A 22,174-nucleotide genomic window follows, 5' to 3' on the forward strand; every position below is an offset into this window, starting at 1 on the left:
ATGAAAACACTTAAAAATCTAATCTTTATACTAATAACAGCATTTGCATTAGTTTCCTTTACCTCTATAATTCAAGAGAAATGGGAGGTTCCCGCCAAGTATGAGAACATGAAAAACCCAACAAATCCAAGTGAAGATATAGCCATAGGGAAATCTCTTTATAGCAAACACTGTAAATCCTGTCATGGTAAAGAAGGTTATGGTGATGGTCCCAAGGCTGAGGAACAAGAAGGGGATTTGGGAGATTTTTCAACATCAGAATTTCAAGCACAATCTGATGGTGCTTTATTTTACAAAACCACCTTTGGAAGAGACGATATGCCAGAATACACAAAAAAAATGCCTGATGACGAAGACCGATGGCTTATTGTAAATTATATGAGGGCTTTGAAAGAATAGTTTTACTTATACATGTAATATATATTAATAAAACCCGAACAAATTGTTCGGGTTTCTTATTAATAAACTTTTTAATCACCCCAATGCAAACCCATGTAACAAAAGTTACAAAACATGATATAAATCATTAAATTATTGGTAATTAGATGTTATATTTGAGATTATTGGTTTTGCTTTTAAAGTGAACAAGAGCAATTCTTTTTAAAATTAAAAACCGCATTTTTTGACATTTAGCTCGTTAGAGATTGACTTTTTAAACTATGTTCTTTAATAGTTTAATTCCCCCTTTAATTTAATCTCAAAGTAATGGAAAAGGAAAATTCCAATACAGATTCTAGAAGGCAATTCTTAAAACAAATTTCTACAGGTAGTATCCTCGCCGCATCTGGATTAACATTTAGCTCTCTTTCTTCTTGCAAAGAAACATCACAAGAAAAAACTACTTTATTAACAACAGATGGGACATTGGTTCAAGTTCCTAACTCCGAAATTGAAGCTATGGAACATTTACAACATGGAGTCCCACCCAAAGAGGCTCGTAAGGGCATTCCTGGCAAAAAATTTGTTATGGTAATCGATTTAGGTAAATGTAAGAATGCTAGAAAATGTGTACAAGCTTGCGACAAACACCATAATCTTACACCGGACAGACCTTATATAAAGGTTCTTGAAATGAAGGACAATGAAAAATCATCGCCTTATTGGATGCCAAAAAAATGCTTTCAATGCGACAATCCTCCTTGTGTAAAAGTTTGCCCAGTTGGTGCCACTTTTAAACGAACTGATGGAATTGTTCTTGTTGATAACGAACGTTGTATAGGCTGCCGCTTTTGTATGGCTGCCTGCCCTTATTCTGCAAGAGTTTTTAATTGGGGAGCTCCTCCAGGGGAGGAACTAGACATCCCCTATTCACCTGAAACCAGTCTTCCAAGTAAAATTGGCACAGTCGCTAAATGTGATTTTTGCCCTGATATGCTTCGAGAAGGTAAATTACCACACTGCGTTCCAGCTTGCCCCAACGGGGTTATTTATTTTGGTGATGAGATTGATGATACGGTTACTAATGGTGACGAGACAGTCCGACTTTCTACCATTTTAAAAGACAAAGCAGGTTATCGATATATGGAAGAATTAGGCACTAAACCACGTGTATATTACTTACCTCCTGTCGATAGACTGTTTCCTTTTGAAAAGAACAACGAAGCTAATAGTGAATCATGAGAAAAGCGGTTCAAAAACAGCAGAAATATAGAACCAAGCGAGGGGAAGTATTATTGGCTCATATCGTAAATACATCCTTAAAATATAAATTGTGGATTGCTTTTCTTCTTCTCATTATATTTATATCTGGATATGCTTATTATAGACAGCTAAAATTAGGTCTTATTGTAACGGCAATGAGAGATTATACCTCTTGGGGAATTTACATCTCCAATTTTGTTTTTTTCGTTGCTATTAGTTTAGTTGGCTCCCTATTCAGTTCTATATTAAAACTCAATAAAAATGTATGGTCAAGACCTTTAACCAGAGTATCAGAAATTATTGCAGTAGCAGCTATTATTTGTGCGTCCGCAATTATTATAGTTGATATGGGCCGGCCAGACCGGTTTTTTTACGTGATTACACATTTAAGAATTCAATCACCCATTATTTGGGACGTCATTATTATTTCAACCTATTTAGTTATAAGTTTGTTATTACTCTACCTTTCTTTACTTCCTGATATTGCGCTTTGCCGTGATAGGCTTATAGCCATACCTAAGTGGAAAAAACGGATGTATAAATTTTTAGCGATAAATTGGAATAATGACCCTAAACAAGTTGCAAGCCTTCAAAAAATAAGCAGAATATTAGCCATTACAGTACTCCCTGTTGCATTTGCTATCCATACAGTAACCTCCTGGTTGTTTGCTACAACCTGGCGTCCGGGATGGGATAGTACCAACTTAGGCCCATATTTTGTTTCGGGAGCTTTTATGGCAGGTGCAGCAGTGATAATTGTCGCCATGTATTTTTTGAGAGTACAATTAAAACTTAAAGCTTATATAACTGAATTGCATTTTAACAGAATGGGGCATCTTTTAGTGTTATTATCACTTGTGTATCTTTACTTTAATATAAATGAATATCTCGGTCCTGCCTTTAAAATGGTTGGTGTTGAAGGTGAACATATTACAGAATTATTTACAGGAAAATATGCCCCTATGTATTGGTTAGTTCAGTTGGGAGGACTAATTTTACCAATCATTTTTTTAATATTCAGGCCATTTAGAAAACCTTTACCAATATTTATTATATCGTTATTCGTGATTTTGGGAGCATGGTTTAAGCGTTTTCTAATTGTTATCCCGTCACTACAACATCCTTATTTACCTATTCAAGGGGTGGACGAATCGTATTTACATTATAATCCTACTTGGGAAGAATGGGCCATCACAATGTCTTCTTTTGCTTGGTTCTTATTAATTATTACAGTTCTTATTAAATTATTTCCTGTAATCCCTGTTCTAAAAGAGAAACTTGATTCTGAAACTATCGTAAAACTAAATATTTTTAAAAATGAGAATTCATAATTATTTAAAAATGCATGTTTTGAAAGTTTTTATCCTTTTAGGCATAATAGGTCTCAATAACTCCATAATTTATGCACAAGACTCTAAGGAAGATGCGGTATTGGCTATTTCTTTCTCTGAAGAAAATGACCGTAAAGTAATCGTAACAAAAGCAACGGACCATTATGGCTTACCTATTGAGGATCTCGAATTATATTTTTATGTTAAAAGAACCTTTAGTTTATTACCTATTGGAGATCCATTTAACGCTACAGATGAAAATGGAATTGTGGAAGTTGAATTCCCAAATGACCTTCCGGGAGATGCCAAAGGAAATGTTATCATTATAACAAAAATAATTGAATCAGATTTGTATCATGATCTTTCAATAGAAAATATAAAAAAATGGGGTGTACCAACAATACAAGTTCAATCAGAAGAAAAAAGATCCTTATGGGCTGCGGCAGCCAATGCCCCGATAAGTTTGATCTTGATTGTTAGCATTATGATTATTTCTGTATGGTATATCATTTTTTATATCCTTTTTAAACTATACAAAATCAGCAAAATCAAACCTTTAAACGGTTAAAGAATATACAATAAAATGATTATAAATTAAAAGTCTTCTATTATGAAAAATCAAGTTTTTAACATCAGCATAATTCTCGTTGGATGCCTAGCACTATTATCAATGGCTGCCCTAAAATCCAATATGCAAGATACTTGGGAAGCACCGGCCAAATACGTAAAAATGAAGAACCCTTATACAAATAGTACAGATGACGAGAAAATAGGTCGGATTATGTACGCTAAACATTGTAAATCATGTCATGGCACAAAAGGAAAAGGGGACGGTAAAAAAGCAGGAAGTATAGATACCCCTATTGGTGATTTTTCAGATGATTCATTTAAAAAACAAACTGATGGAAGTCTTTATTATAAAACAATATTTGGACGAGATGATATGCCGAGTTTTGAAAAGAAAATAACAGATGAAGAAGAACGATGGTTAATAGTTAATCATATAAGATCCCTCGGGGAATAATATACTTGCTTCAATATTTACTATAGCGCTTAAAACATGACAATTGTCATTAATTATGCTGTAAATAGATGCTATCTTTGAAGCGTAAAGGCGTACATTTTATGTTTTAATAAAGCAATTTTAGTCCTTTAGCACTTAAACAGGATTTAGGTTTTGTAGTATTGAATTTAATAAATTTATATGGATAGGTCTTTAAAATATATAAGCATTTCACATAAAAATGCACCTGTTATTCAGCGAGAAAAATATTATATATCCGAAATAGAAAAAGAAGATTTAGTAAATTTAATTTGTAAATCTTTTCCTGAAATTAAAGGATTATTGATATTATCAACCTGCAATAGAACAGAAATTTACTTTGAATCTGTAGGCATATCTGCCACTTCAATACGTGATTTTTTTATAATCTATAAGATAGGGCAAAATATTAAAGGGAATGCACCTTTATTCCGTTATAGCAATACTACAGAAGGCACCATTAAACATCTTTTGCTAGTTTCTTCGGGCCTAGAGTCTATGGTAATTGGTGACGCCGAAATTATACATCAAATAAAAAAGGCCTATCACTTTGCAATGGCTCATAAGCTACAAGGCTCCTTATTAGAGCGTGCTTTACAAACTGTATTTAAAACTCATAAACGCATCAGTAACGAGACTACATTTAGAGACGGCACCACGTCTGTAGCTTATAAATCGTTAAAGGTTATTAGGGATTCCTACGCTAAAACAACTGTAAAGTCTAAAAAAATATTATTCGTTGGTGCGGGAGACATTGTTAAACAATTGTTTAAGTATAATAATAAATTCAATTTTAGTAACATTTATATAAGTAATCGCAGTCAGGAAAAAGCTGAAGTTTTAGCCAAAATAAACAATAGCAAAACCTACGATTGGAATAAAGTGATTGAAAATAATTTCCAGGATTTCGATGTTATAATTAGTGCAGTAAGCAACTGCCGCCATATAATAAAGAACATTGGGGATTCTACAAAAAAAATAATCCTTATAGATTTAGCCGTACCAAGCAATATTGATAAAAGCATGACACAATCCGAAAATATAATTTATTTTGATTTGGATACCATATCCGTGGAACTAAAAGAGACAAAAGAAAAAAGACTAGCGGCCACCAACCAAATAAGCACCATTATCAACGAGGAATTTTACCTTTACCTGCAATGGATTCAAAAAGCTCCTTTTCGTGAACTTATTGCCAAATATAAAACGATGGTAAGCAAAAAAGTTCAAAATCATTTTGAAGAGCATTTAGGCTCACACAACATTCAAAAAATGAAAGAGATTACGAATCAGGTCATGCGGAAATTAATGGAGGAAAATGGAACCATAAATACTTCTTTAAAAATAGACTCTCTAATTTTGCAGCATATAGAGCGATAAGGTCATGCCAATTATTTTCTATATCTTTAATTAGCCCTTTAATCTAAATAATTCTCCGATGGCTCTGTCTCGGGGTTCCCGATTCACCTCTCTTTTGGAGAGGTCGGAACTGTCTTTTTGCAGTTCCGGGTGAGGTAAAATACAAAATTTCGGTTTTTGACCTAAAGGCCAAAATGAAACCGGCGAAATACCTCTATGGCTCTGCCTCGAGGATAGTCGGTTTCAAGAATTTTTTTATTTATATTTGTTACCAACAATGTCCGATTAAAATTTTAAAACCGCCCGAACAATACGTTGGTGATGGGTTAAAGTATTTTTTCCAAGATTTGCACCTTGCTTTTACAACAAATAAAAAATGGTATCCTTTCAGAAATGAAAAATATATTATACATTGATTATCAATTAGTTAAAATCACGTCTTTTCCGATAGCTATAGGAACTATGTTCTAGCAGCGGAGCGATCTTATTTTTTTATCGGAAAAGCCATAATAACACCAATTACAACATACAAATTAGTTCTACTTTTGGAATCCAACTAACCTGACAACAATGAAGATTAAATTATTACTACTATTCACAATTAGCATTTTAAATTCTATGGCTCAGAACATTCCGTTATACGTTGGAACATATACTAATGGAGAAAGCGAAGGCATATACCATCTTCAATTCAATACAGATACAGGGGAATTAAATAACCAGGCGCTCGCTATTCACATAGATAACCCTTCGTTTTTAGCCTATTCGCCAAATAGGGAATTTTTATACTCAGCAAATGAAACAGAAAGCGGGTTTTTATCTTCGTATAAAATAAATGAGGATGGCGCATTATCCCTTTTAACAAGGGTAAGTAGCCAAGGCAAAGCCCCATGCCATATAGCGGTAAATAAATCAGGAACTAAAGCGGTGGTCTCCAACTATGGCGGCGGATCGGTTTCTGTTTACCCAATTAATTCCGATGGCAGTTTATGCGAAGCCTCACAAGTTTTTGATCACAATTCGGAAGCGCAACAGTCCCATGCACACTCTGCTCAATTTTTTAATGGGGATTTATTTGTTGCCGATTTAGGCAGAAATGCCGTGTATCAATACAAACTAAAAGACGACAGCTATATACTTGAATCTTCGGCAATAGTAAACATGGAAGGGAATCCAGGACCAAGGCATTTTTCTATAAGTGATAGTGGTGAGTTCATATATATTATAAACGAGTACGGAAGTTCCATAACGTCGGTAAAGCGAACAGAAGATGGGTTTGAACCGATTGATCTTGACTCGACATTAGATGACACTTATAAGGGCAACAATTCATGCGCCGATATTCACTTATCTCAAGACGGTCGATTTCTATATGCCTCAAATCGAGGCGAAAATTCCATAGCCGTATTTAAAAGAAACACGCAAACAGGTATGCTGAACAAAGTTCAAAATAGCGCTGTTCATGGCGATTGGCCTCGTAATTTCACGCTGGATCCTTCGGGGAAATTTCTGTTAGTAGCCAATAGAAGAAGTAACAATATTTCGGTATTTCAAATAGACCAAACACATGGGACTTTGCAGTTCTTAGATTCCGTTAAGGTGCCAACGCCTGTATGCCTTTTATTTTAAACCTGTTTGGAAGCTATATACCATTGATATTCAATATGAAATAGTAAAGATTTCTACTTAATTATTCTATTGCAAATTAAAAATAATGAAGTATCTTTGCGCCCTCATTAATAACCGAGGTCGAGAACCTCAAATAATTAATTATTATGCCAGTAAAGATTAGATTACAAAGACACGGTAAAAAAGGGAAACCTTATTATTGGATCGTTGCAGCTGATGCCCGATCAAAAAGAGATGGTAAATACCTAGAAAAATTAGGTGCTTACAATCCTAACACAAATCCAGCAACAATTGAATTGAATGTTGACGGTACGGTTCAATGGCTTCAGAATGGTGCACAACCAACTGATACTGCCAAAGCTATTTTATCTTATAAAGGGGCGTTATTAAAAAATCACCTTGCAGGTGGAGTTAGAAAAGGCGCTTTAACTGAAGAGCAAGCAGAAGCAAAATTCACAGCTTGGTTAGAAGAAAAAGAAGGTAAAGTAGGATCTAAAGAAGAAAATTTAGCAAAAGCAGAAGCTGATGCAAAAGCAAAAGCTTTAGAAGCTGAAAAAGCGGTTAACGAGGCACGAATTGCTGCTGCAACACCAGCTGTAGAAGAAGAGGTAACTCCTGAAACTCCAGAAAACGTTGATGCAACTGAAGAAGTTGAAGCACTAGAGCAAGCTGCCGAAGAAGGTGCTGCTGCTGCTGATACAGAAGTAGCTGACAAAAAAGAATAAAAGAAGATTTTTTATACTTTTAAACTCCGGTAATTACTATCGGAGTTTTTTGTACCCAAAAATGTCGCATAAAACATGAAAAAAGAAGATTGTTTTTATTTAGGTAAAATTGTAAAAAAATATAGTTTCAAAGGAGAAGTATTAGCGAAACTCGATACTGACGAGCCAGACCTCTATGAAAATTTAGATGCTATATTTTTAGAACTTCGGAATAATCTAGTCCCGTTTTTTATTGTGGAATCTCAACTGCACAAATCAGAATTATTGAGAATTCGATTTGAGGATGTCGATACTGAAGCTGATGCAGATGCCATAATGAAAAGTGGTTTGTATTTGCCTCTAGATTTATTACCAAAACTAGAAGGCAATAAGTTCTATTTTCATGAAGTCATAGGATTAACAATGATGGACGTTAATTACGGAACAGTTGGCATTATAAAGGGCATTAATGATTCTACCGCCCAATCGCTTTTTGAAGTTGAACATGACGGAAAGGAAATCTTGATTCCGATGAATGATGAGTTTATTGTAAAAATTGATAGAGAAAATAAAACCGTTATTGTTGAAACACCCGAAGGGCTGATTGAACTTTATCTATAGAAAATTCCAAAATTTAAAACCCAAATTCCAATCAATTATGGAAGTTAAAAAAGTTTATGATTTAGAAGAACGGATTTACTTATTCGCAAAAAATGTTATTTGCAATAAGTTAACAAATCCTAGCCCTATTGGGTTTTGGAATTTAATATTTTAAATTTTAACATTGAAACCTTTCCAATTCAAACAGTTCACAGTTAACCAAGACCAATGCGCCATGAAAATTGGTACAGATGGTGTTTTATTAGGTGCTTGGACATCTTTAGATAATAATCCTAATTCTATTTTGGATATTGGAGCCGGCACGGGCGTGGTAGCTTTAATGCTTGCGCAGCGATGTTCTGCCAAAGTTATCGATGCTCTAGAAATTGATGATGATGCTTATGAACAATGCGTTGATAATTTTGAACAGTCGCCCTGGGGGGATCGTCTTTTTTGTTATCACGCTTCTTTAGAAGAATTTGTTAATGAGATTGAAGACACCTATGATCTTATAGTTGCCAATCCACCATTTTATTCTGAAGACTATAAAACAAAAAGCCTAAAACGAGATGTCGCTAGGTTTCAAGATGCGATGCCTTTTGACCACCTTATTGAAAGTGCGTCCAAACTGTTAGATAAAGACGGTACATTCTCCGTCATTATTCCGTTTAAAGAGGAAGCGTCCTTTATAGCGCTAGCCAATATTCATAACTTATTCCCTACAGGTATCATGCGTGTTAAAGGCCATCCAAACTCTGAAATAAAGCGAAGTTTAATCGCCTGCTCTTTCCGCGAAAGCGACATACATATTGAAGAATTAGTCATTGAAACTGAGCGCCATCAATACACCGATGCCTATATCAATCTTACCAAAGATTTCTATTTAAAACTGTAGTTATTTTATATCTAATCATTAAATTTGGGCATCAAAAATGATGAATTCTTAAAATATTTTAATTTTAATAATTAATTCTCTTTTTTGTAAGCCATAAATATAAATTTGTGAAAGTTAATACGTGTTTTTAGCGCACTTACATTCATAATAAAATAATAAGATAACACATGAAACCAGATTTATTTGAAGCTCCAGATTATTATAATATTGATGAGTTACTTTCTAATGAACATAAATTGGTACGTGATGCCGCACGAGAATGGGTTAAACGAGAAGTATCCCCCATTATAGAAGACTATGCCCAAAAAGCCGAATTTCCAGAACAAATTATTAATGGCTTGGCCGAAATAGGCGCCTTTGGCCCGTATATTCCTGAAGAATATGGCGGCGCTGGACTGGATCAAATTTCTTACGGCCTCATAATGCAAGAAATTGAGCGTGGAGACTCTGGAGTACGATCGACAGCTTCTGTACAATCGTCATTAGTCATGTATCCTATCTGGAAATATGGCAATGAAGACCAGCGTCAAAAGTATTTACCTAAATTGGCCAGTGGCGAATGGATGGGTTGTTTTGGTTTAACTGAGCCAGACCATGGGAGTAACCCAAGTGGCATGACTACTAATTTTAAGGATAAAGGCGATCATTACTTATTAAATGGAGCCAAAATGTGGATTTCTAACGCGCCCTTTGCACAAGTGGCCGTGGTTTGGGCCAAAGATGAAAGTGGTCGTATTCACGGATTAATTGTGGAGCGTGGTATGGAAGGCTTCTCGACCCCAGAAACACATAATAAATGGTCCTTACGCGCAAGTGCCACTGGAGAACTTATTTTTGACAATGTCAAAGTCCCAAAGGAAAATTTATTACCAAATAAATCAGGATTAGGCGCTCCATTGGGTTGTTTGGATTCTGCACGCTACGGGATTGCCTGGGGAGCCATAGGAGCCGCCATGGATTGTTACGATACGGCATTACGATATAGTAAAGAACGTATGCAGTTTGGAAAACCCATTGGTCAATTTCAACTGCAACAAAAAAAGCTTGCTGAAATGATTACCGAAATCACCAAGGCACAACTTTTAGCATGGAAACTTGGCGTGATGCGTAATAATGGTACTGCCACCTCAGCACAAATCTCCATGGCCAAACGAAATAATGTAGATATGGCGATACATATTGCCCGCGAAGCAAGACAGATGCTTGGTGGAATGGGTATTACCGGCGAGTATAGTATTATGAGACATTCCATGAATTTAGAAAGCGTAATCACTTATGAAGGCACCCATGATATTCATTTATTGATTACAGGGCTTGACATTACAGGCTTGAATGCCTTTAAGTAATTCATATAAAAATTTAATAGATAATATCATTTAAAGAATGCCTCTCAGATCTGAGAGGCATTCTTTTTACATAAAACCGAACATATCACAAATTCGTATATTTATATAAAAAATGAAAAAGCTAAGAAGTTTGTTTTTGGTCGTCCTTTGTATGTCATTATTTACTTGCTCCACTAATGATGATGCAACGGACTTAGTCGAAATTGAAGAACAAGAAGAAACGCTACCAGATGAGACGGATGAGACCGAAGGAGAGGTTAGCGTAATAAGATTATTAGCTCTTGGCGACAGTTATACGATAGGTCAGAGTGTTTGTGAGACGTGTCGATTCCCTGAACAACTAAAGGATAGTCTCTTTTCAAGATTTGAATCTCAAAAGAATTTTGAATTAAAAATAATTGCTAAAACAGGTTGGACAACAACAAACTTAATTAATGCTATTGAAAGTGAAAGCCTTGATGCTAATTACGACTTGGTAACACTCTTAATTGGTGTAAATAACCAATTTCAAAACAGACCCTTTTCGATTTATGAAAAAGAATTTCCAGAACTTGTTAATACGGCAATCTCTAAAGCCAAGGATGATAAGAGTAAACTCATTGTAGTATCCATACCAGATTATGCCTTTACACCTTACGGGAATGGAAATCCTAATATCACATCTGGTATCAATACATATAATGCCTTTGCTAAAAGCTACTGCGATGCCAATAGTATAACATTTATAAATATTACAGATATCACACGCATGGGTTTAGATAATCCAAATTTAGTAGCCTCAGACGGATTGCACCCCTCTGAATTTGCGTATTCAAAATTTGCAGAACGTTTGTCTCCTATTGCTTATGACAGGCTTAGATAATGAGTTGACAATAACATAAATCTGTTTCAAAAGAAAACTTTCATTCCAAATCATAATATGCGTTTCCTATAGAATATCTTTTTTGATTACATTTATATCATGTTTTCATCCAAAATAAGATTAGATAACGCATATAACAAAGCCAAAATCATTGATTTTGATGATAGCAGTAAGTTTATTCTTTTTAGTGATTGTCACCGAGGTGATAATAGTTTTGCTGATGACTTTTCAAATAACCGAAACATATATTACCATACTTTAAAGCATTATTATACTGAAGGGTTTCAATATTGTGAATTGGGTGATGGTGATGAACTTTGGGAAAACCTATCATTCAAATCTATTTTCTATGCACACCAGAATGTGTATTTATTGATGAAGCTATTTTACACCCAGGGCAGACTACATATGATTTGGGGAAACCATGATATGGTGTACCGAAATCAGGATTATGTAAAAAAACACATATACTCCTATTTTGATAAAAAGCTAGGAAAGGATGTTGGTCTTTTTAATGGCATTAAGTATCATGAAGGCATCATTTTAAAACACAAACACACCAATCAAGAACTTTTTTTAACCCACGGGCATCAAGCCGATTCGTGGAATTTTCTGTTTTGGAAATGGAGCAGATTCATGGTACGTGCGCTTTGGAAACCGTTAAATGTTATGGGTATTGTAGACCCTACGAGTCCTGCAAAAAATTATAGTGAACTTATTCGGATAGAACGTAAAACCAAAAAATGGATTGTAGACAATAATAACTTATTAACCATTGTAGGGCATACGCATCGTCCACGCTTTCCAGAACCTGGCGACATTGCCTATTTTAATGATGGTAGCTGTGTGCATCCACGAAGTATCACTGGTATTGAAATTGAAGACGGTAATATTTCTTTGATTAAATGGCAAATTTCAACCAAGGAAGATGGCACCCTACAAATAGTAAGAGTGCTACTTGAGGGACCCAGAAAATTGATTGATTATAAAACAAGTTAGATACTATGTGTTAGCTCCCCCAGCTAGCGTTCGTTTTCAACGAATGTATTTCTTGAATTATTGATTATGGCACTCGTTGAAAACGAACGATGGAGTACTACAAATTGTTAGGGTTTTACATAAAGAGCCTAGAAAATTGATTGACAATAAAACCGAACAGCTTCAAACTTAACGATTCCGCAAATAATCAAATGATTCAAAAAAGATACGAAGGCTTTTTAAAAACACCTTATTTATGGAAGCATAATGTTACTTTCGATTTGCAACAATTTGAAATCATTTCTAAACTCCATAAAATTGACAGTGCCATAGATGATTCTTTACGTTTAGGCAAGTACGTAGAACGTTTGGTTTCTTTTGAACTGGAACAGCATGATGCCATTTCGATTATAGCTGAAAACATTCAAATACAGGATAATAAAACTACATTAGGGGAATTGGATTGCTTGCTCATAAAAGACAACAAGCCCATCCATTTAGAAATAATTTATAAATTTTATTTGTATGACGATTCTGTTGGGACTACTGAAATTGAACATATTATTGGACCAAACAGAAAAGATTCCTTAAAAGAAAAACTCACAAAATTAAGCAAAAAACAACTCCCTCTTTTACATGCTGATGCTACCGGAAAATATCTGACAAAGTTGGGATTGAAACCAAAAGACATCACACAGGAAGTCTATTTTAAAGCGCAATTGTTTGTTCCATATGCGAATAATAATATTGAACTTAAAATATTGAACCCAGAATGTATTGTGGGTTTTTACATGAACCGAAAAGAACTTGAACAATTCAAAGATTGCGAATTCTATATTCCGAATAAAAAAGACTGGTTAGCCCTTCCGCACCAACATGTAAATTGGATGAATTTTGGAGCATTTAAAAACACTGCAAAAGATTATTTTGAACAGCAGTTTTCGCCTCTATGCTGGATAAAATCCAAAAACTGGGAAATGACAAAAATATTCTTGGTTTGGTGGTAGTTTTTTAGCTGATTGGTTTTGAGTTAGGGATAGAAATGGAAAGCCCACAGGGAGCTCCCGATAATTATCGGGACGGGATTCGCAGGAATTTTTAACTTTCAGGAGCTAACTCAACTTCAAGACCTTCCATGTCTGGGGTCATTTTAATTTGGCATCCTAAACGGGAATTCTTTTTAACATCAAAGGCTTCTGACAACATGGCTTCTTCATCATCACTCATTTCTGGTAATTCAACAGCACTCAACACATAACATTGACAGGATGCACACATGGCCATACCACCGCATACACCAATGGTGCCTTCTGGTGCAAGCTCATAAGACCTAACCACTTCCATAAGGTTCATGGCCATATCTGTTGGAGCAACAATATTATGCAATGTACCTTCTCTATCTGTTATTTTTATATTGATATCTACCATTATAAATTTAATGCAAAAATTTCGCCAAAAATAACATTTAATTCAGAATAAAAAAATCAATTCCTACTATTTTAATAGGAATAACTGAATTGAAACTTTATAAAAAGGATAGCATTATAAATAAAAAAGGGGTGCTTATTTACAAATAAAATATAATAACGGCTATGATTTTTCGCCATTATTCCAGTAATGCGGATTGGTATCTGTAGTTTTTTGATTCCAATAATCTTGAGTTACTTTATGACCATCAAACGTTTTAAGTTTACGTTCGAACACCCAAATAGTTGGGTTAAAAACCATATTAGTCACCGCTACCGTATATAATTGCGGGGCTTCTTCGGTTTTCCTTTTTTCTTCATCAATTATAACTTCTAAACCATTATGTTCTAATAGTTTTCTTAGAAAATCCCGTCTGTTCTCATCTACGCCTTTTTCAACAAAAGTGACTCTTGTTTCTCCAATGCTTCCAAATGTATGTTTTCCTGATAAGGCCATAATTTCTTAGTTAAATATACTGCTTAATTCATAAATATAATCATATATAGGACTGTATAAACCTATTACCAAAATACCTATTACAGTAACTAATAAACCTAATCGCATATAGAGTTTATTCTTAAAATAAGGAATGGGATCGTCGCTTTTTCTTAAGAACATCGCTCTTATTACCAAAAGATAATAGTATAAGGAAATTGTAACGTTTACAACAGCCAAAAAGACGAGTAAATAATACCCTTTACTTGCAGCAGCAGTAAACAGGAAGAACTTACCAAAAAAACCTGCTACAGGTGGAATTCCAGCTAAAGAAAACAGAGCCAACATCATCACTAAACTTAAATTAGGATTAGTACGATAAAGTCCCGTATAATCATCCATATTTTCTTTTCCCGTTTTAAGTGAAATAGCTTGTACAACGCCAAAAGCAGCTAAATTTGAAAATATATAGATCATCATAAAATACACAATGGTTGCGGTTCCTAATTGTGTTCCTGTAATTAAACCAAGAAGGATAAAACCCGCTTGCGCAATGGATGAAAATGCTAAAAAACGTTTCATGTTTTGTTGACGTAGTGCAAATAAATTACCAATAAACATGGTTGCAATAGCAATAACGTATACAAGATTTTCCCAAATATGCATTAAAGGTTTTAAAACCGTGAACAATAAGATCATTAGAATAAATACCGCAGCACCTTTCGAGATGACCGATAGATAAGAAGCTATACTTATTGGAGCACCTTCATACACATCTGCAGTCCAGAAATGGAAAGGGACAAGAGATATTTTAAATGCTAATCCTGCAAAGAATAAAAGCATTCCTAAAATGGTCAAATTACTTGCTGTTATGATTTCGGCAATGGCATCAAAATATATGGATCCAGAGGTTGCATATAACATGGAAATACCAAATAGTGATACCCCGGAAGCTAATGCGGCAGAAAGTATCAACTTAATTCCTGCTTCACTTGATATTCTTTTAGAGGTTTCAAATGCTGCTAATGCCGCCACTGGTAAAGTAGATAATTCCAGTCCTAAATAGAACATTAGGAAATCCCCTGAAGCGATCATAAAATACATGCCAAGTAAAGAAGAGAACAGTAATATAAAGAATTCACTTCCTCTATTTTGATCTACAATTTTTTCTTTTAACCAATCAGCAGATTGAAGCAATAAGACCAATACCCCTATATTTAATACATTTTTAAAAAAATGAATCATATTATTAGTTCGAAACATGCCTCCAAACAAACTGCTTTCCTCTATAGCGAAAAAACCAATAGCGGTATGAATACCAAATAAGAATATAGCTAAATGTATAATGCTTTTTTTCTTTTCTTTAGGAATAAAAATCTCACCTATTAGCAATATCAGTATAATTGCCAAAAGCAAAATTTCCTGTCGCATCAATAAAAAATTACTAAAATTCATTTTAGTTGTTTCTTTTTAATTATAAAACGCCTTGTATAAAAGGTTCTAAACTTGCCAAAATCATATCGCTTAGCCATAACGGCGCAACACCAATCGCTACTATTGGTATCAGCAATAAAAATACACCTGTCTTCTCATACCAAGTGGCTCCTGGCAGACCTATATAGGCTTCATTTTTAACCGGTCCCATGAGCATGATTCCAACCACTCTTAATATATAAACTGCAGTCACCACAATCGCTGATACCGAAACAATCGTTGCTACTCTATAGAACATATCATCATGCTGAAATGCACCCACAAAAATGTTCATTTCGGCCACAAACCCGCTGAATCCTGGCAAACCTAATGATGCTAAACCAGCTATGACATAAATGACAGATATAAAGGGAATCACTTTAAGCAATCCTCCCAATTTTGTAATATCTCTTGTGTGCGTCCTTTCATATATCATTCCGATTAAGGCAAAGAATAATGCCGTCATAAATCCATGAGAAAGGGATTGTAAAATGGCCCCATTCCATGCTGTTTTATTTAGCATCAATAAAGCAAACAATACCATGCCCAAATGGCTCACAGAAGAGTAAGCGTTGATGTATTTTAAATCGGTTTGCTTAATAGCGGCAAAAGCGCCATATATAACACCAAATGCCGATAATATTATAAAGAACCAAGACCAATGTAACGCACCTTCTGGCAACAAAAACATGGCAACCCTAAATACACCATAACCACCTAACTTCATTAAAACACCGGCATGTAACATCGATACAGCTGTTGGTGCCGAAGCATGACCATCTGGTGACCACGTATGAAAAGGAAACAAAGCGCCAATAACTGCAAAACCAATAAACGTTAGTGGGAAGAATAATTTTTGAGCTTCAAAAGGAATATTAACTTGCGCGATTTCCAATATATTGAAAGTTAAAGCACCGCCATCTGCATTTGAGTTGAAGTAGATGCCTAATATTCCAACTAATAATACAGCTGATGCTCCCATTAACATTAACGTTAATTTCATTGCGGAATATTCTTTTGGACCACTTCCCCAAATACCAATTAATAAATACATTGGTATGACAGCTATTTCGTAGAACACAAACATGGTGAATAGATCAACGGAAATAAAGAAACCGTAAACGCCTGTAGACAGTACAATCAGTGAAATAAAGAATTCCTTAGGCAGGTCCTTCATTTTCCATGAGATAAAAACACCTGCCAAAACAACGATTGAAGTTAACACTAAAAGTGCTACCGAAATACCATCGACACCAATATTGTAATGTATATTGAATTGTTTAAACCAAACCAAATCTTTGGTAAAAACCATAATGTCATCATTAACAGCTCTTTCTTTAAAATAAGCAAACACTAAATTTATTGCCATTCCAAGCTGAACAAAACTTCCAACCATGGCTACTTGTCGCGCTTGTTTTAATCCTTTTGCAAACACCAATATTAAAATTGTGATTACAGGTACTACGACAAAAAGTGATAAAATATCCATAACTTTTTAAATTCCAATTTTTAAATTCCAAAATCCAAAACAACTAAAAGTATTTAACAACAGGCTTTTGGAATTTGTCATTTGATTTTTTGTTTTTTTAAATTTAGTTTGTCCATAAATAAATAAATACCAAGGCGATTACAACAACTCCTGCAATAAATGAAAAGGCATAATCCTGAACTTTTCCAGATTGCAAACCTTTAATTTTTTTAGATGTTGCGACTGTCGAGTTTCCAATTAGGTTCATAGTTGCATCCACTACATGTCTATCAAACCAAGCTGCAGAAGCAGAAACACCTTTAAATAATATTTTTTTAGTGACGAAAAGGTAAATCTCATCAAAGTAAAACTTATCATAAGTCCATTTGTAAAACACTCCAAAACCATTTGCAAAACGATCTGATAAGCTGTTTTCTTTTTTATAGAAAACCCAGGCCAATAAAATTCCAACTAAACCAACACCAACAGCAATAGCAGCAAGCGAATAGTTTAAATGGGCTTCAAAACCAGCTCTGTCTGGTGATACAAATTCGCTAAACGGAATAAACCCACCAACAATACTTAACAATGCCAATACCATCAAAGGAAATGTCATTGAGAATGGGGATTCATGTGGTGTATGTTTGTATTTTGTTTCTTTTCCCCAGAAAATCCCAAAATATAATCTAAACATATAGAAAGCGGTCAATCCAGCTACAAAGACCCCTACCAAATAGATGAGTTTGTTATGCTCGTAAGCCGCAACTAAAATTTCATCTTTACTCCAAAACCCTGCAAACGGTGGTACGCCAGCTATTGCTAATGCAGCAATCAGGAAAGTTATATTTGTAATTGGCATGTACTTACGTAAGCCTCCCATATCCTTTAAATAGTTACTATGTACAGCATGAATTACGGAACCAGCACCAAGGAACAATAAGGCTTTAAACATCGCATGTGTAAACAAATGGAACATGGATGCCATATAACCAAGGCCATCATGTCCTTCGTAACCAGACACACCAAGGGCTAACATCATATAGCCTAATTGTGACATGGTTGAGAATGCCAATACACGTTTTATATCTGTTTGCGTAATAGCAATTATGGCCGCAAATAAGGACGAAAAGGCGCCAACAAAAGCGACGATATTAAGAGCAAATCCATCTTCTACAAAGAAATACATGGGAAAGAGTCGCGCTACCAAATAAACACCAGCTACAACCATGGTAGCGGCATGAATTAATGCTGAAACAGGCGTTGGGCCTTCCATGGCGTCCGGTAACCAAATGTGCAATGGAAACATCGCAGATTTCCCAGCACCGCCAATAAAAATTAATATGAGTGCCCAAGTTAAAACCGATAACCCCATAAAGGATGTCGATGCCCAATTTAAAATAGCACTTCCTTCAGGGTTATTAAGGGTTTCAAAATCATAAGTCCCCGTGTAATAACCAACAATTAAAATGCCTATTAAAAATCCTAGATCGGCAAAACGAGTGACAATAAACGCTTTTTTGGCCGCAGCTACCGCTGATGGTTTTGTGTAATAATAGCCTATCAATAAATAGGATGACACACCAACCAATTCCCAGAAAATATAGATTTGGAAAAGGTTTGTTGCCAATACCAATCCAAACATTGAAAATGAAAAGAGCCCTAAAAACGCAAAGAATTTGGTGTAACCATCATCCCCTTTCATGTAGCCTCTGCTATAAATATGAACCATTAGCGACACTATGGATACCACAATAAGCATCATAATAGATATTGGGTCAATTAAAATACCCATGTCAATACTTAAGGTGTCCGTAAAGTTCATCCAAGTTGTTTTTTCAACGAGCGTTTGATAAACGCCGTTTACTTTTCCGTAAACAAAGAAATATTGATATGCTGTATAGAATGATAGTAATGCCGAAGAAGTTAGACCAAACACCCCAATGTAACCTGAAACAGAAGGTTTGATTTTTTTATTAAAGATCCCCAATAGCAAAAATACTGCCAGTGGAATTAAGGGAATTAATATGATATAATCTAGATTCATATTTAAACTATTTATTTCGTGTGCTTAAAGTTTTGTTTAATATTTTCATTTAGGTTCTAACTTTAAGTGCTTTTTTAATATTTCATCATTTCAGTGTCCTTAACTTCAACAGAGTTAATTTGTCTGTACAGATTTATTATTATTGATACCGCTAAAGCAGTTTCTGCAGCAGCAACAGCGATAATAAAAATTGAAAAGATGACACCTTGCAACATATCAGGATATAAATACTTATTGATAATAACAAAATTTATGACTGAAGCATTCAAGATTAACTCAATAGACATTAAAATTGAAATCAAGTTCTTTCTAGTTATAAATCCGTAAATACCAATAAAAAATAAAATAGAGGTTACGGTTAGTAGTTCGTATATGCTAATTCCAGAAATCATACGGTCTCATCATTTTTAATGCTTAGCTTTTTTCCTTTTGCAATAATAATTGCACCAATCATTGCGGCTAATAGTAGTATACTGATTACTTCAAAGGGTAAAATAAATCCTCCTGCTTCGTAGCTTAGTAACTTCATCCCTATATCAGAAGTGGTGATTGTATTATAATTTTGAACAACATTAAAATCATGAGCGTATATTGTTGTTAAAAAAACGCCTAGACCCACTAAACAAGACAGACCAACGAGTAACTGCTTAGATGTTTTTGCAATTTCCAGTTCCATTTCAATATGATGTACTAAAATGACTGAAAATATAATGAGCACAATAATTCCGCCGGCATAAACAGTTAATTGAATAGCCGCCAGAAAATTATAGTCTATTAAGAAGTAGAGTCCGGCAATACCACAAAGGACAAACAGTAGATAAATAACCGATCGTAGCATTTTACGACTGGTAACAGAAGCCATAGCAAAAACAATGATTATAAATGATAAAATGTAAAATATATACTTTTCCATAGTTTTAGTCTTCTATTCCAGCTTTGACTTTTGAGCCGGGTTCGTTTAAAACCTTTGTTAATTGCGTTCTATCATATACAGCATTTTCATAATTCTGTGCCCAAACAATGGCATCAGTAGGACATGCTTCAATACACAAACCACACATGGTACATAACCCCAAATGATAAATATGTTTGTCTATTTTCTTTTTCTTTTTACCGGTTGTTTCATCAATGCCTCTATCCCAAATAATTTCTATACTACCATTAGGGCAAGCAATTTCACATTTTTGGCAACCGGTACATTGGTGTTCGTTGTTTTCATCGTGTGGCATCACTACTTCGCCACGAAAACGTTCAAACATCTTTAAGGTGTCCCTATTGTCTGGATACTGCTGTGTAATGGCGCCTTTTCTGGATGTTAAAAAGTACTTTCCTGTAACACTCATACCGTTAAGAAGTGTTTTTATTCCTTTATATATATCTGAAAAATAACTCATCCTTTTTAAAATTGAATTGTCATATTAAGCCAAACTATTAATGCCATTATGACGATGTTTACCAGGTTTATCGGTAATAAATATTTCCATTCCAACGTAAGTAACTGGTCTATTCTCAATCTTGGAAATGTCCACCTAAACCACATCATTAAAAACACCAATACCAATGTTTTTGTTAAAAACCAAAAGACGCCTAACCATGGAATGGATTCGGTTATTCCGAAAGGCGATAACCATGCTCCAAAAAAGACCGTTGTAGCAATGGCGGCAATAATGAACATATTTATAAACTCCGCTAAGAAAAAATAAGCGAATTTCATTCCCGAATATTCGGTATGAAAACCTGCACCCAACTCAGATTCTGCTTCAACCATATCAAAAGGCGCTCTGTTGGTTTCGGCAGTACCTGCAATCATATATATCATGAAAGCTATGATTGCAGGAATATGCCCTTGCACTATGAGCCAGCCACTTTTTTGTACTTCTACAATTTCCGATAATTGCAACGAACCAGTAATTAATACCATGGTTAATAATGATAAGCCAATGGATAGTTCATAACTAATCGTTTGAACACCACTACGCATGGCACCAATAAGCGCAAATTTGTTATTACTGCTCCAGCCTCCCAATAAAATACCAATGACTCCAATAGAGGAAATAGCAATTAAAAAGAGAATACCAATATTAATATCAAATGCTTGAAATTCTTGTGTGAAAGGAAAAACAGCCAATGCCATTAATGAAGAAATAATGACAAAATAAGGTGCTAAATTGTATAAGAACTTATCTGCTTTAACAGTGCCTGTTAGCTCTTTTGAAACCAGTTTTAAGGCATCTGCCATGGTTTGCAATAATCCTAAAGGCCCTACTCTATTGGGCCCAATACGTAATTGAAACCAAGCAGCTACTTTACGCTCAAGAAGCACTAAGTATAATCCAGCTACAGCAAAAATGCCCAAATAAATTAAAGCAACTAAAACCATGGCAACAATACTTGCGGCACCTTCTGGCATCACACTAACAAGCCAATCTTCTATGGTTTTGGTTATGTTCAATGACCGAGGACCGAAGACCGAAGACGGAAGGCTGATGACCGAGGACCAATATTGAATGATTAATCTAAACATTATAATTTATTTCTAAATGCAATCATCATATTCATTAAATGAAATGATTCTTCATAAAAGTTATCAAATTCTTTTTCTACTATGTAATTTCTTCTTTTGGCCTTGTGTAAACACGTTACCACTTCAGCTAAAGAGCGGATAGCATATCCAACAAACTTTTTTTGCTCTGGATTTGATTGTCCAATAGCTCCTTCAGATATGTTTAACGCAATGGAATCTGAAGCTCGTCTTATCTGTGAGGATAAGTTATATAGTTCTTTTTTCGGAAAACTCTCGGCTAACTTATCTATATCATCTCCTAAATCCATAGCCTTGTTCCATATTTTTAATTTCTCAAATTTAAATCTACTCTCCATAGTAAAACATCTTTTTTATC

Annotated in this window: 24 protein-coding genes; 14 read left to right on the top strand and 10 right to left on the bottom strand. The window is 34.8% G+C overall.

Translation table 11 applies throughout. From position 1 onward, the window contains the following. The 14 genes from FAF07_RS05515 (at window position 1) to FAF07_RS05580 (ending at window position 13,394) form a co-directional block, all read left to right on the top strand. Complete coding sequence (locus FAF07_RS05515) at window positions 1-399, top strand: c-type cytochrome (RefSeq protein WP_246067779.1); 399 nt, start codon at window positions 1-3, stop codon at window positions 397-399. Between the two features lie 306 nt (window positions 400-705). Then, a complete protein-coding gene (locus FAF07_RS05520; protein WP_142784162.1) occupies window positions 706-1,620 on the top strand; it encodes a 4Fe-4S dicluster domain-containing protein in 915 nt (304 codons plus the stop codon). Continuing rightward, window positions 1,617-2,972, top strand: a complete 1,356-nt coding sequence (nrfD, locus tag FAF07_RS05525) for an NrfD/PsrC family molybdoenzyme membrane anchor subunit (protein WP_142784163.1) — start codon at window positions 1,617-1,619, stop codon at window positions 2,970-2,972. Before FAF07_RS05520 ends, nrfD begins: the two co-directional genes overlap by 4 nt. Further along, complete coding sequence (locus tag FAF07_RS05530) at window positions 2,959-3,540, top strand: hypothetical protein (protein WP_142784164.1); 582 nt, start codon at window positions 2,959-2,961, stop codon at window positions 3,538-3,540. Before nrfD ends, FAF07_RS05530 begins: the two co-directional genes overlap by 14 nt. 42 nt (window positions 3,541-3,582) lie before the next feature. After that, window positions 3,583-3,996 (top strand): c-type cytochrome, encoded by a 414-nt coding sequence (locus FAF07_RS05535; RefSeq protein ID WP_142784165.1) that lies wholly within the window; start codon window positions 3,583-3,585, stop codon window positions 3,994-3,996. A 180-nt stretch (window positions 3,997-4,176) separates the two neighbouring features. Beyond that, the gene (gene hemA / locus FAF07_RS05540; protein ID WP_142784166.1) at window positions 4,177-5,394 is read left to right on the top strand and encodes a glutamyl-tRNA reductase; all 1,218 of its coding nucleotides are present in this window, start codon (window positions 4,177-4,179) and stop codon (window positions 5,392-5,394) included. A 549-nt stretch (window positions 5,395-5,943) separates the two neighbouring features. Then, the gene (locus FAF07_RS05545; RefSeq protein WP_142784167.1) at window positions 5,944-7,002 is read left to right on the top strand and encodes a lactonase family protein; all 1,059 of its coding nucleotides are present in this window, start codon (window positions 5,944-5,946) and stop codon (window positions 7,000-7,002) included. A gap of 146 nt (window positions 7,003-7,148) precedes the next feature. Beyond that, on the top strand, window positions 7,149-7,727 hold the full coding sequence (locus FAF07_RS05550) for a 30S ribosomal protein S16 (RefSeq protein WP_142784168.1): 579 nt from the start codon (window positions 7,149-7,151) through the stop codon (window positions 7,725-7,727). A gap of 75 nt (window positions 7,728-7,802) precedes the next feature. Next, complete coding sequence (gene rimM / locus FAF07_RS05555) at window positions 7,803-8,327, top strand: ribosome maturation factor RimM (RefSeq protein ID WP_142784169.1); 525 nt, start codon at window positions 7,803-7,805, stop codon at window positions 8,325-8,327. A 214-nt stretch (window positions 8,328-8,541) separates the two neighbouring features. After that, window positions 8,542-9,201 (top strand): tRNA1(Val) (adenine(37)-N6)-methyltransferase, encoded by a 660-nt coding sequence (locus FAF07_RS05560; protein WP_142784170.1) that lies wholly within the window; start codon window positions 8,542-8,544, stop codon window positions 9,199-9,201. Window positions 9,202-9,368: 167 nt separating this feature from the next. Further along, entirely contained in the window at window positions 9,369-10,547 is a 1,179-nt protein-coding gene (locus FAF07_RS05565; protein WP_142784171.1) for an acyl-CoA dehydrogenase family protein, read from the top strand. A 112-nt stretch (window positions 10,548-10,659) separates the two neighbouring features. Further along, the gene (locus FAF07_RS05570; protein WP_142784172.1) at window positions 10,660-11,409 is read left to right on the top strand and encodes an SGNH/GDSL hydrolase family protein; all 750 of its coding nucleotides are present in this window, start codon (window positions 10,660-10,662) and stop codon (window positions 11,407-11,409) included. 99 nt (window positions 11,410-11,508) lie between these two features. Next, on the top strand, window positions 11,509-12,408 hold the full coding sequence (locus FAF07_RS05575) for a metallophosphoesterase family protein (RefSeq protein ID WP_142784173.1): 900 nt from the start codon (window positions 11,509-11,511) through the stop codon (window positions 12,406-12,408). A gap of 191 nt (window positions 12,409-12,599) precedes the next feature. Further along, on the top strand, window positions 12,600-13,394 hold the full coding sequence (locus FAF07_RS05580) for a DUF1853 family protein (RefSeq protein ID WP_142784174.1): 795 nt from the start codon (window positions 12,600-12,602) through the stop codon (window positions 13,392-13,394). Between the two features lie 91 nt (window positions 13,395-13,485). Here FAF07_RS05580 and FAF07_RS05585 read toward each other — a convergent pair whose 3' ends face one another. From FAF07_RS05585 to FAF07_RS05630, 10 genes are all read right to left on the bottom strand, one after another. Next, window positions 13,486-13,815, bottom strand: coding sequence for a 2Fe-2S iron-sulfur cluster-binding family protein (locus FAF07_RS05585; RefSeq protein WP_142784175.1), 330 nt, complete (start codon window positions 13,813-13,815; stop codon window positions 13,486-13,488). 162 nt (window positions 13,816-13,977) lie between these two features. Beyond that, window positions 13,978-14,310: a hypothetical protein gene (locus FAF07_RS05590; RefSeq protein WP_142784176.1), complete on the bottom strand. Its 333-nt coding sequence runs from the start codon at window positions 14,308-14,310 to the stop codon at window positions 13,978-13,980. 6 nt (window positions 14,311-14,316) lie between these two features. After that, the gene (locus FAF07_RS05595; RefSeq protein ID WP_142784177.1) at window positions 14,317-15,744 is read right to left on the bottom strand and encodes an NADH-quinone oxidoreductase subunit N; all 1,428 of its coding nucleotides are present in this window, start codon (window positions 15,742-15,744) and stop codon (window positions 14,317-14,319) included. Between the two features lie 19 nt (window positions 15,745-15,763). Continuing rightward, window positions 15,764-17,251 carry a complex I subunit 4 family protein gene (locus tag FAF07_RS05600; RefSeq protein WP_142784178.1) on the bottom strand — a complete coding sequence of 496 codons (1,488 nt, stop codon included), beginning with the start codon at window positions 17,249-17,251 and terminating at the stop codon, window positions 15,764-15,766. A 103-nt stretch (window positions 17,252-17,354) separates the two neighbouring features. After that, on the bottom strand, window positions 17,355-19,274 hold the full coding sequence (gene nuoL, locus FAF07_RS05605; RefSeq protein WP_142784179.1) for an NADH-quinone oxidoreductase subunit L: 1,920 nt from the start codon (window positions 19,272-19,274) through the stop codon (window positions 17,355-17,357). 74 nt (window positions 19,275-19,348) lie between these two features. After that, window positions 19,349-19,666 carry an NADH-quinone oxidoreductase subunit NuoK gene (gene nuoK / locus FAF07_RS05610; RefSeq protein WP_142784180.1) on the bottom strand — a complete coding sequence of 106 codons (318 nt, stop codon included), beginning with the start codon at window positions 19,664-19,666 and terminating at the stop codon, window positions 19,349-19,351. Beyond that, entirely contained in the window at window positions 19,663-20,187 is a 525-nt protein-coding gene (locus FAF07_RS05615; protein WP_142784181.1) for an NADH-quinone oxidoreductase subunit J family protein, read from the bottom strand. The genes nuoK and FAF07_RS05615 overlap by 4 nt, the downstream gene beginning before the upstream one ends. Window positions 20,188-20,191: 4 nt before the next feature. Then, complete coding sequence (locus FAF07_RS05620) at window positions 20,192-20,668, bottom strand: 4Fe-4S binding protein (RefSeq protein ID WP_142784182.1); 477 nt, start codon at window positions 20,666-20,668, stop codon at window positions 20,192-20,194. 5 nt (window positions 20,669-20,673) lie between these two features. Further along, window positions 20,674-21,798 carry an NADH-quinone oxidoreductase subunit NuoH gene (gene nuoH, locus FAF07_RS05625; protein WP_142784183.1) on the bottom strand — a complete coding sequence of 375 codons (1,125 nt, stop codon included), beginning with the start codon at window positions 21,796-21,798 and terminating at the stop codon, window positions 20,674-20,676. After that, window positions 21,798-22,154: a four helix bundle protein gene (locus FAF07_RS05630; RefSeq protein WP_142784184.1), complete on the bottom strand. Its 357-nt coding sequence runs from the start codon at window positions 22,152-22,154 to the stop codon at window positions 21,798-21,800. Before FAF07_RS05630 ends, nuoH begins: the two co-directional genes overlap by 1 nt. Window positions 22,155-22,174 lie beyond the last annotated feature (20 nt).

It is taken from the genome of Changchengzhania lutea, from assembly GCF_006974145.1.
Lineage (GTDB): Bacteria > Bacteroidota > Bacteroidia > Flavobacteriales > Flavobacteriaceae > Changchengzhania > Changchengzhania lutea.

What these genes read in the sequence shown, in the direction of transcription:
- FAF07_RS05620 (WP_142784182.1), bottom strand. Translation starts at nt 20,668, where the DNA reads ATGAGTTATTTTTCAGATATATATAAAGGAATAAAAACACTTCTTAAC.
- FAF07_RS05595 (WP_142784177.1), bottom strand. Translation starts at nt 15,744, where the DNA reads ATGAATTTTAGTAATTTTTTATTGATGCGACAGGAAATTTTGCTTTTG.
- FAF07_RS05585 (WP_142784175.1), bottom strand. Translation starts at nt 13,815, where the DNA reads ATGGTAGATATCAATATAAAAATAACAGATAGAGAAGGTACATTGCAT.
- FAF07_RS05575 (WP_142784173.1), top strand. Translation starts at nt 11,509, where the DNA reads ATGTTTTCATCCAAAATAAGATTAGATAACGCATATAACAAAGCCAAA.
- FAF07_RS05550 (WP_142784168.1), top strand. Translation starts at nt 7,149, where the DNA reads ATGCCAGTAAAGATTAGATTACAAAGACACGGTAAAAAAGGGAAACCT.
- rimM (WP_142784169.1), top strand. Translation starts at nt 7,803, where the DNA reads ATGAAAAAAGAAGATTGTTTTTATTTAGGTAAAATTGTAAAAAAATAT.
- FAF07_RS05615 (WP_142784181.1), bottom strand. Translation starts at nt 20,187, where the DNA reads ATGGAAAAGTATATATTTTACATTTTATCATTTATAATCATTGTTTTT.
- FAF07_RS05545 (WP_142784167.1), top strand. Translation starts at nt 5,944, where the DNA reads ATGAAGATTAAATTATTACTACTATTCACAATTAGCATTTTAAATTCT.
- FAF07_RS05600 (WP_142784178.1), bottom strand. Translation starts at nt 17,251, where the DNA reads ATGGATATTTTATCACTTTTTGTCGTAGTACCTGTAATCACAATTTTA.
- FAF07_RS05520 (WP_142784162.1), top strand. Translation starts at nt 706, where the DNA reads ATGGAAAAGGAAAATTCCAATACAGATTCTAGAAGGCAATTCTTAAAA.
- hemA (WP_142784166.1), top strand. Translation starts at nt 4,177, where the DNA reads ATGGATAGGTCTTTAAAATATATAAGCATTTCACATAAAAATGCACCT.
- nuoL (WP_142784179.1), bottom strand. Translation starts at nt 19,274, where the DNA reads ATGAATCTAGATTATATCATATTAATTCCCTTAATTCCACTGGCAGTA.
- nuoH (WP_142784183.1), bottom strand. Translation starts at nt 21,798, where the DNA reads ATGTTTAGATTAATCATTCAATATTGGTCCTCGGTCATCAGCCTTCCG.
- FAF07_RS05560 (WP_142784170.1), top strand. Translation starts at nt 8,542, where the DNA reads ATGAAAATTGGTACAGATGGTGTTTTATTAGGTGCTTGGACATCTTTA.
- FAF07_RS05570 (WP_142784172.1), top strand. Translation starts at nt 10,660, where the DNA reads ATGAAAAAGCTAAGAAGTTTGTTTTTGGTCGTCCTTTGTATGTCATTA.
- FAF07_RS05580 (WP_142784174.1), top strand. Translation starts at nt 12,600, where the DNA reads ATGATTCAAAAAAGATACGAAGGCTTTTTAAAAACACCTTATTTATGG.
- FAF07_RS05530 (WP_142784164.1), top strand. Translation starts at nt 2,959, where the DNA reads ATGAGAATTCATAATTATTTAAAAATGCATGTTTTGAAAGTTTTTATC.
- FAF07_RS05535 (WP_142784165.1), top strand. Translation starts at nt 3,583, where the DNA reads ATGAAAAATCAAGTTTTTAACATCAGCATAATTCTCGTTGGATGCCTA.
- FAF07_RS05515 (WP_246067779.1), top strand. Translation starts at nt 1, where the DNA reads ATGAAAACACTTAAAAATCTAATCTTTATACTAATAACAGCATTTGCA.
- FAF07_RS05590 (WP_142784176.1), bottom strand. Translation starts at nt 14,310, where the DNA reads ATGGCCTTATCAGGAAAACATACATTTGGAAGCATTGGAGAAACAAGA.
- nrfD (WP_142784163.1), top strand. Translation starts at nt 1,617, where the DNA reads ATGAGAAAAGCGGTTCAAAAACAGCAGAAATATAGAACCAAGCGAGGG.
- nuoK (WP_142784180.1), bottom strand. Translation starts at nt 19,666, where the DNA reads ATGATTTCTGGAATTAGCATATACGAACTACTAACCGTAACCTCTATT.
- FAF07_RS05630 (WP_142784184.1), bottom strand. Translation starts at nt 22,154, where the DNA reads ATGGAGAGTAGATTTAAATTTGAGAAATTAAAAATATGGAACAAGGCT.
- FAF07_RS05565 (WP_142784171.1), top strand. Translation starts at nt 9,369, where the DNA reads ATGAAACCAGATTTATTTGAAGCTCCAGATTATTATAATATTGATGAG.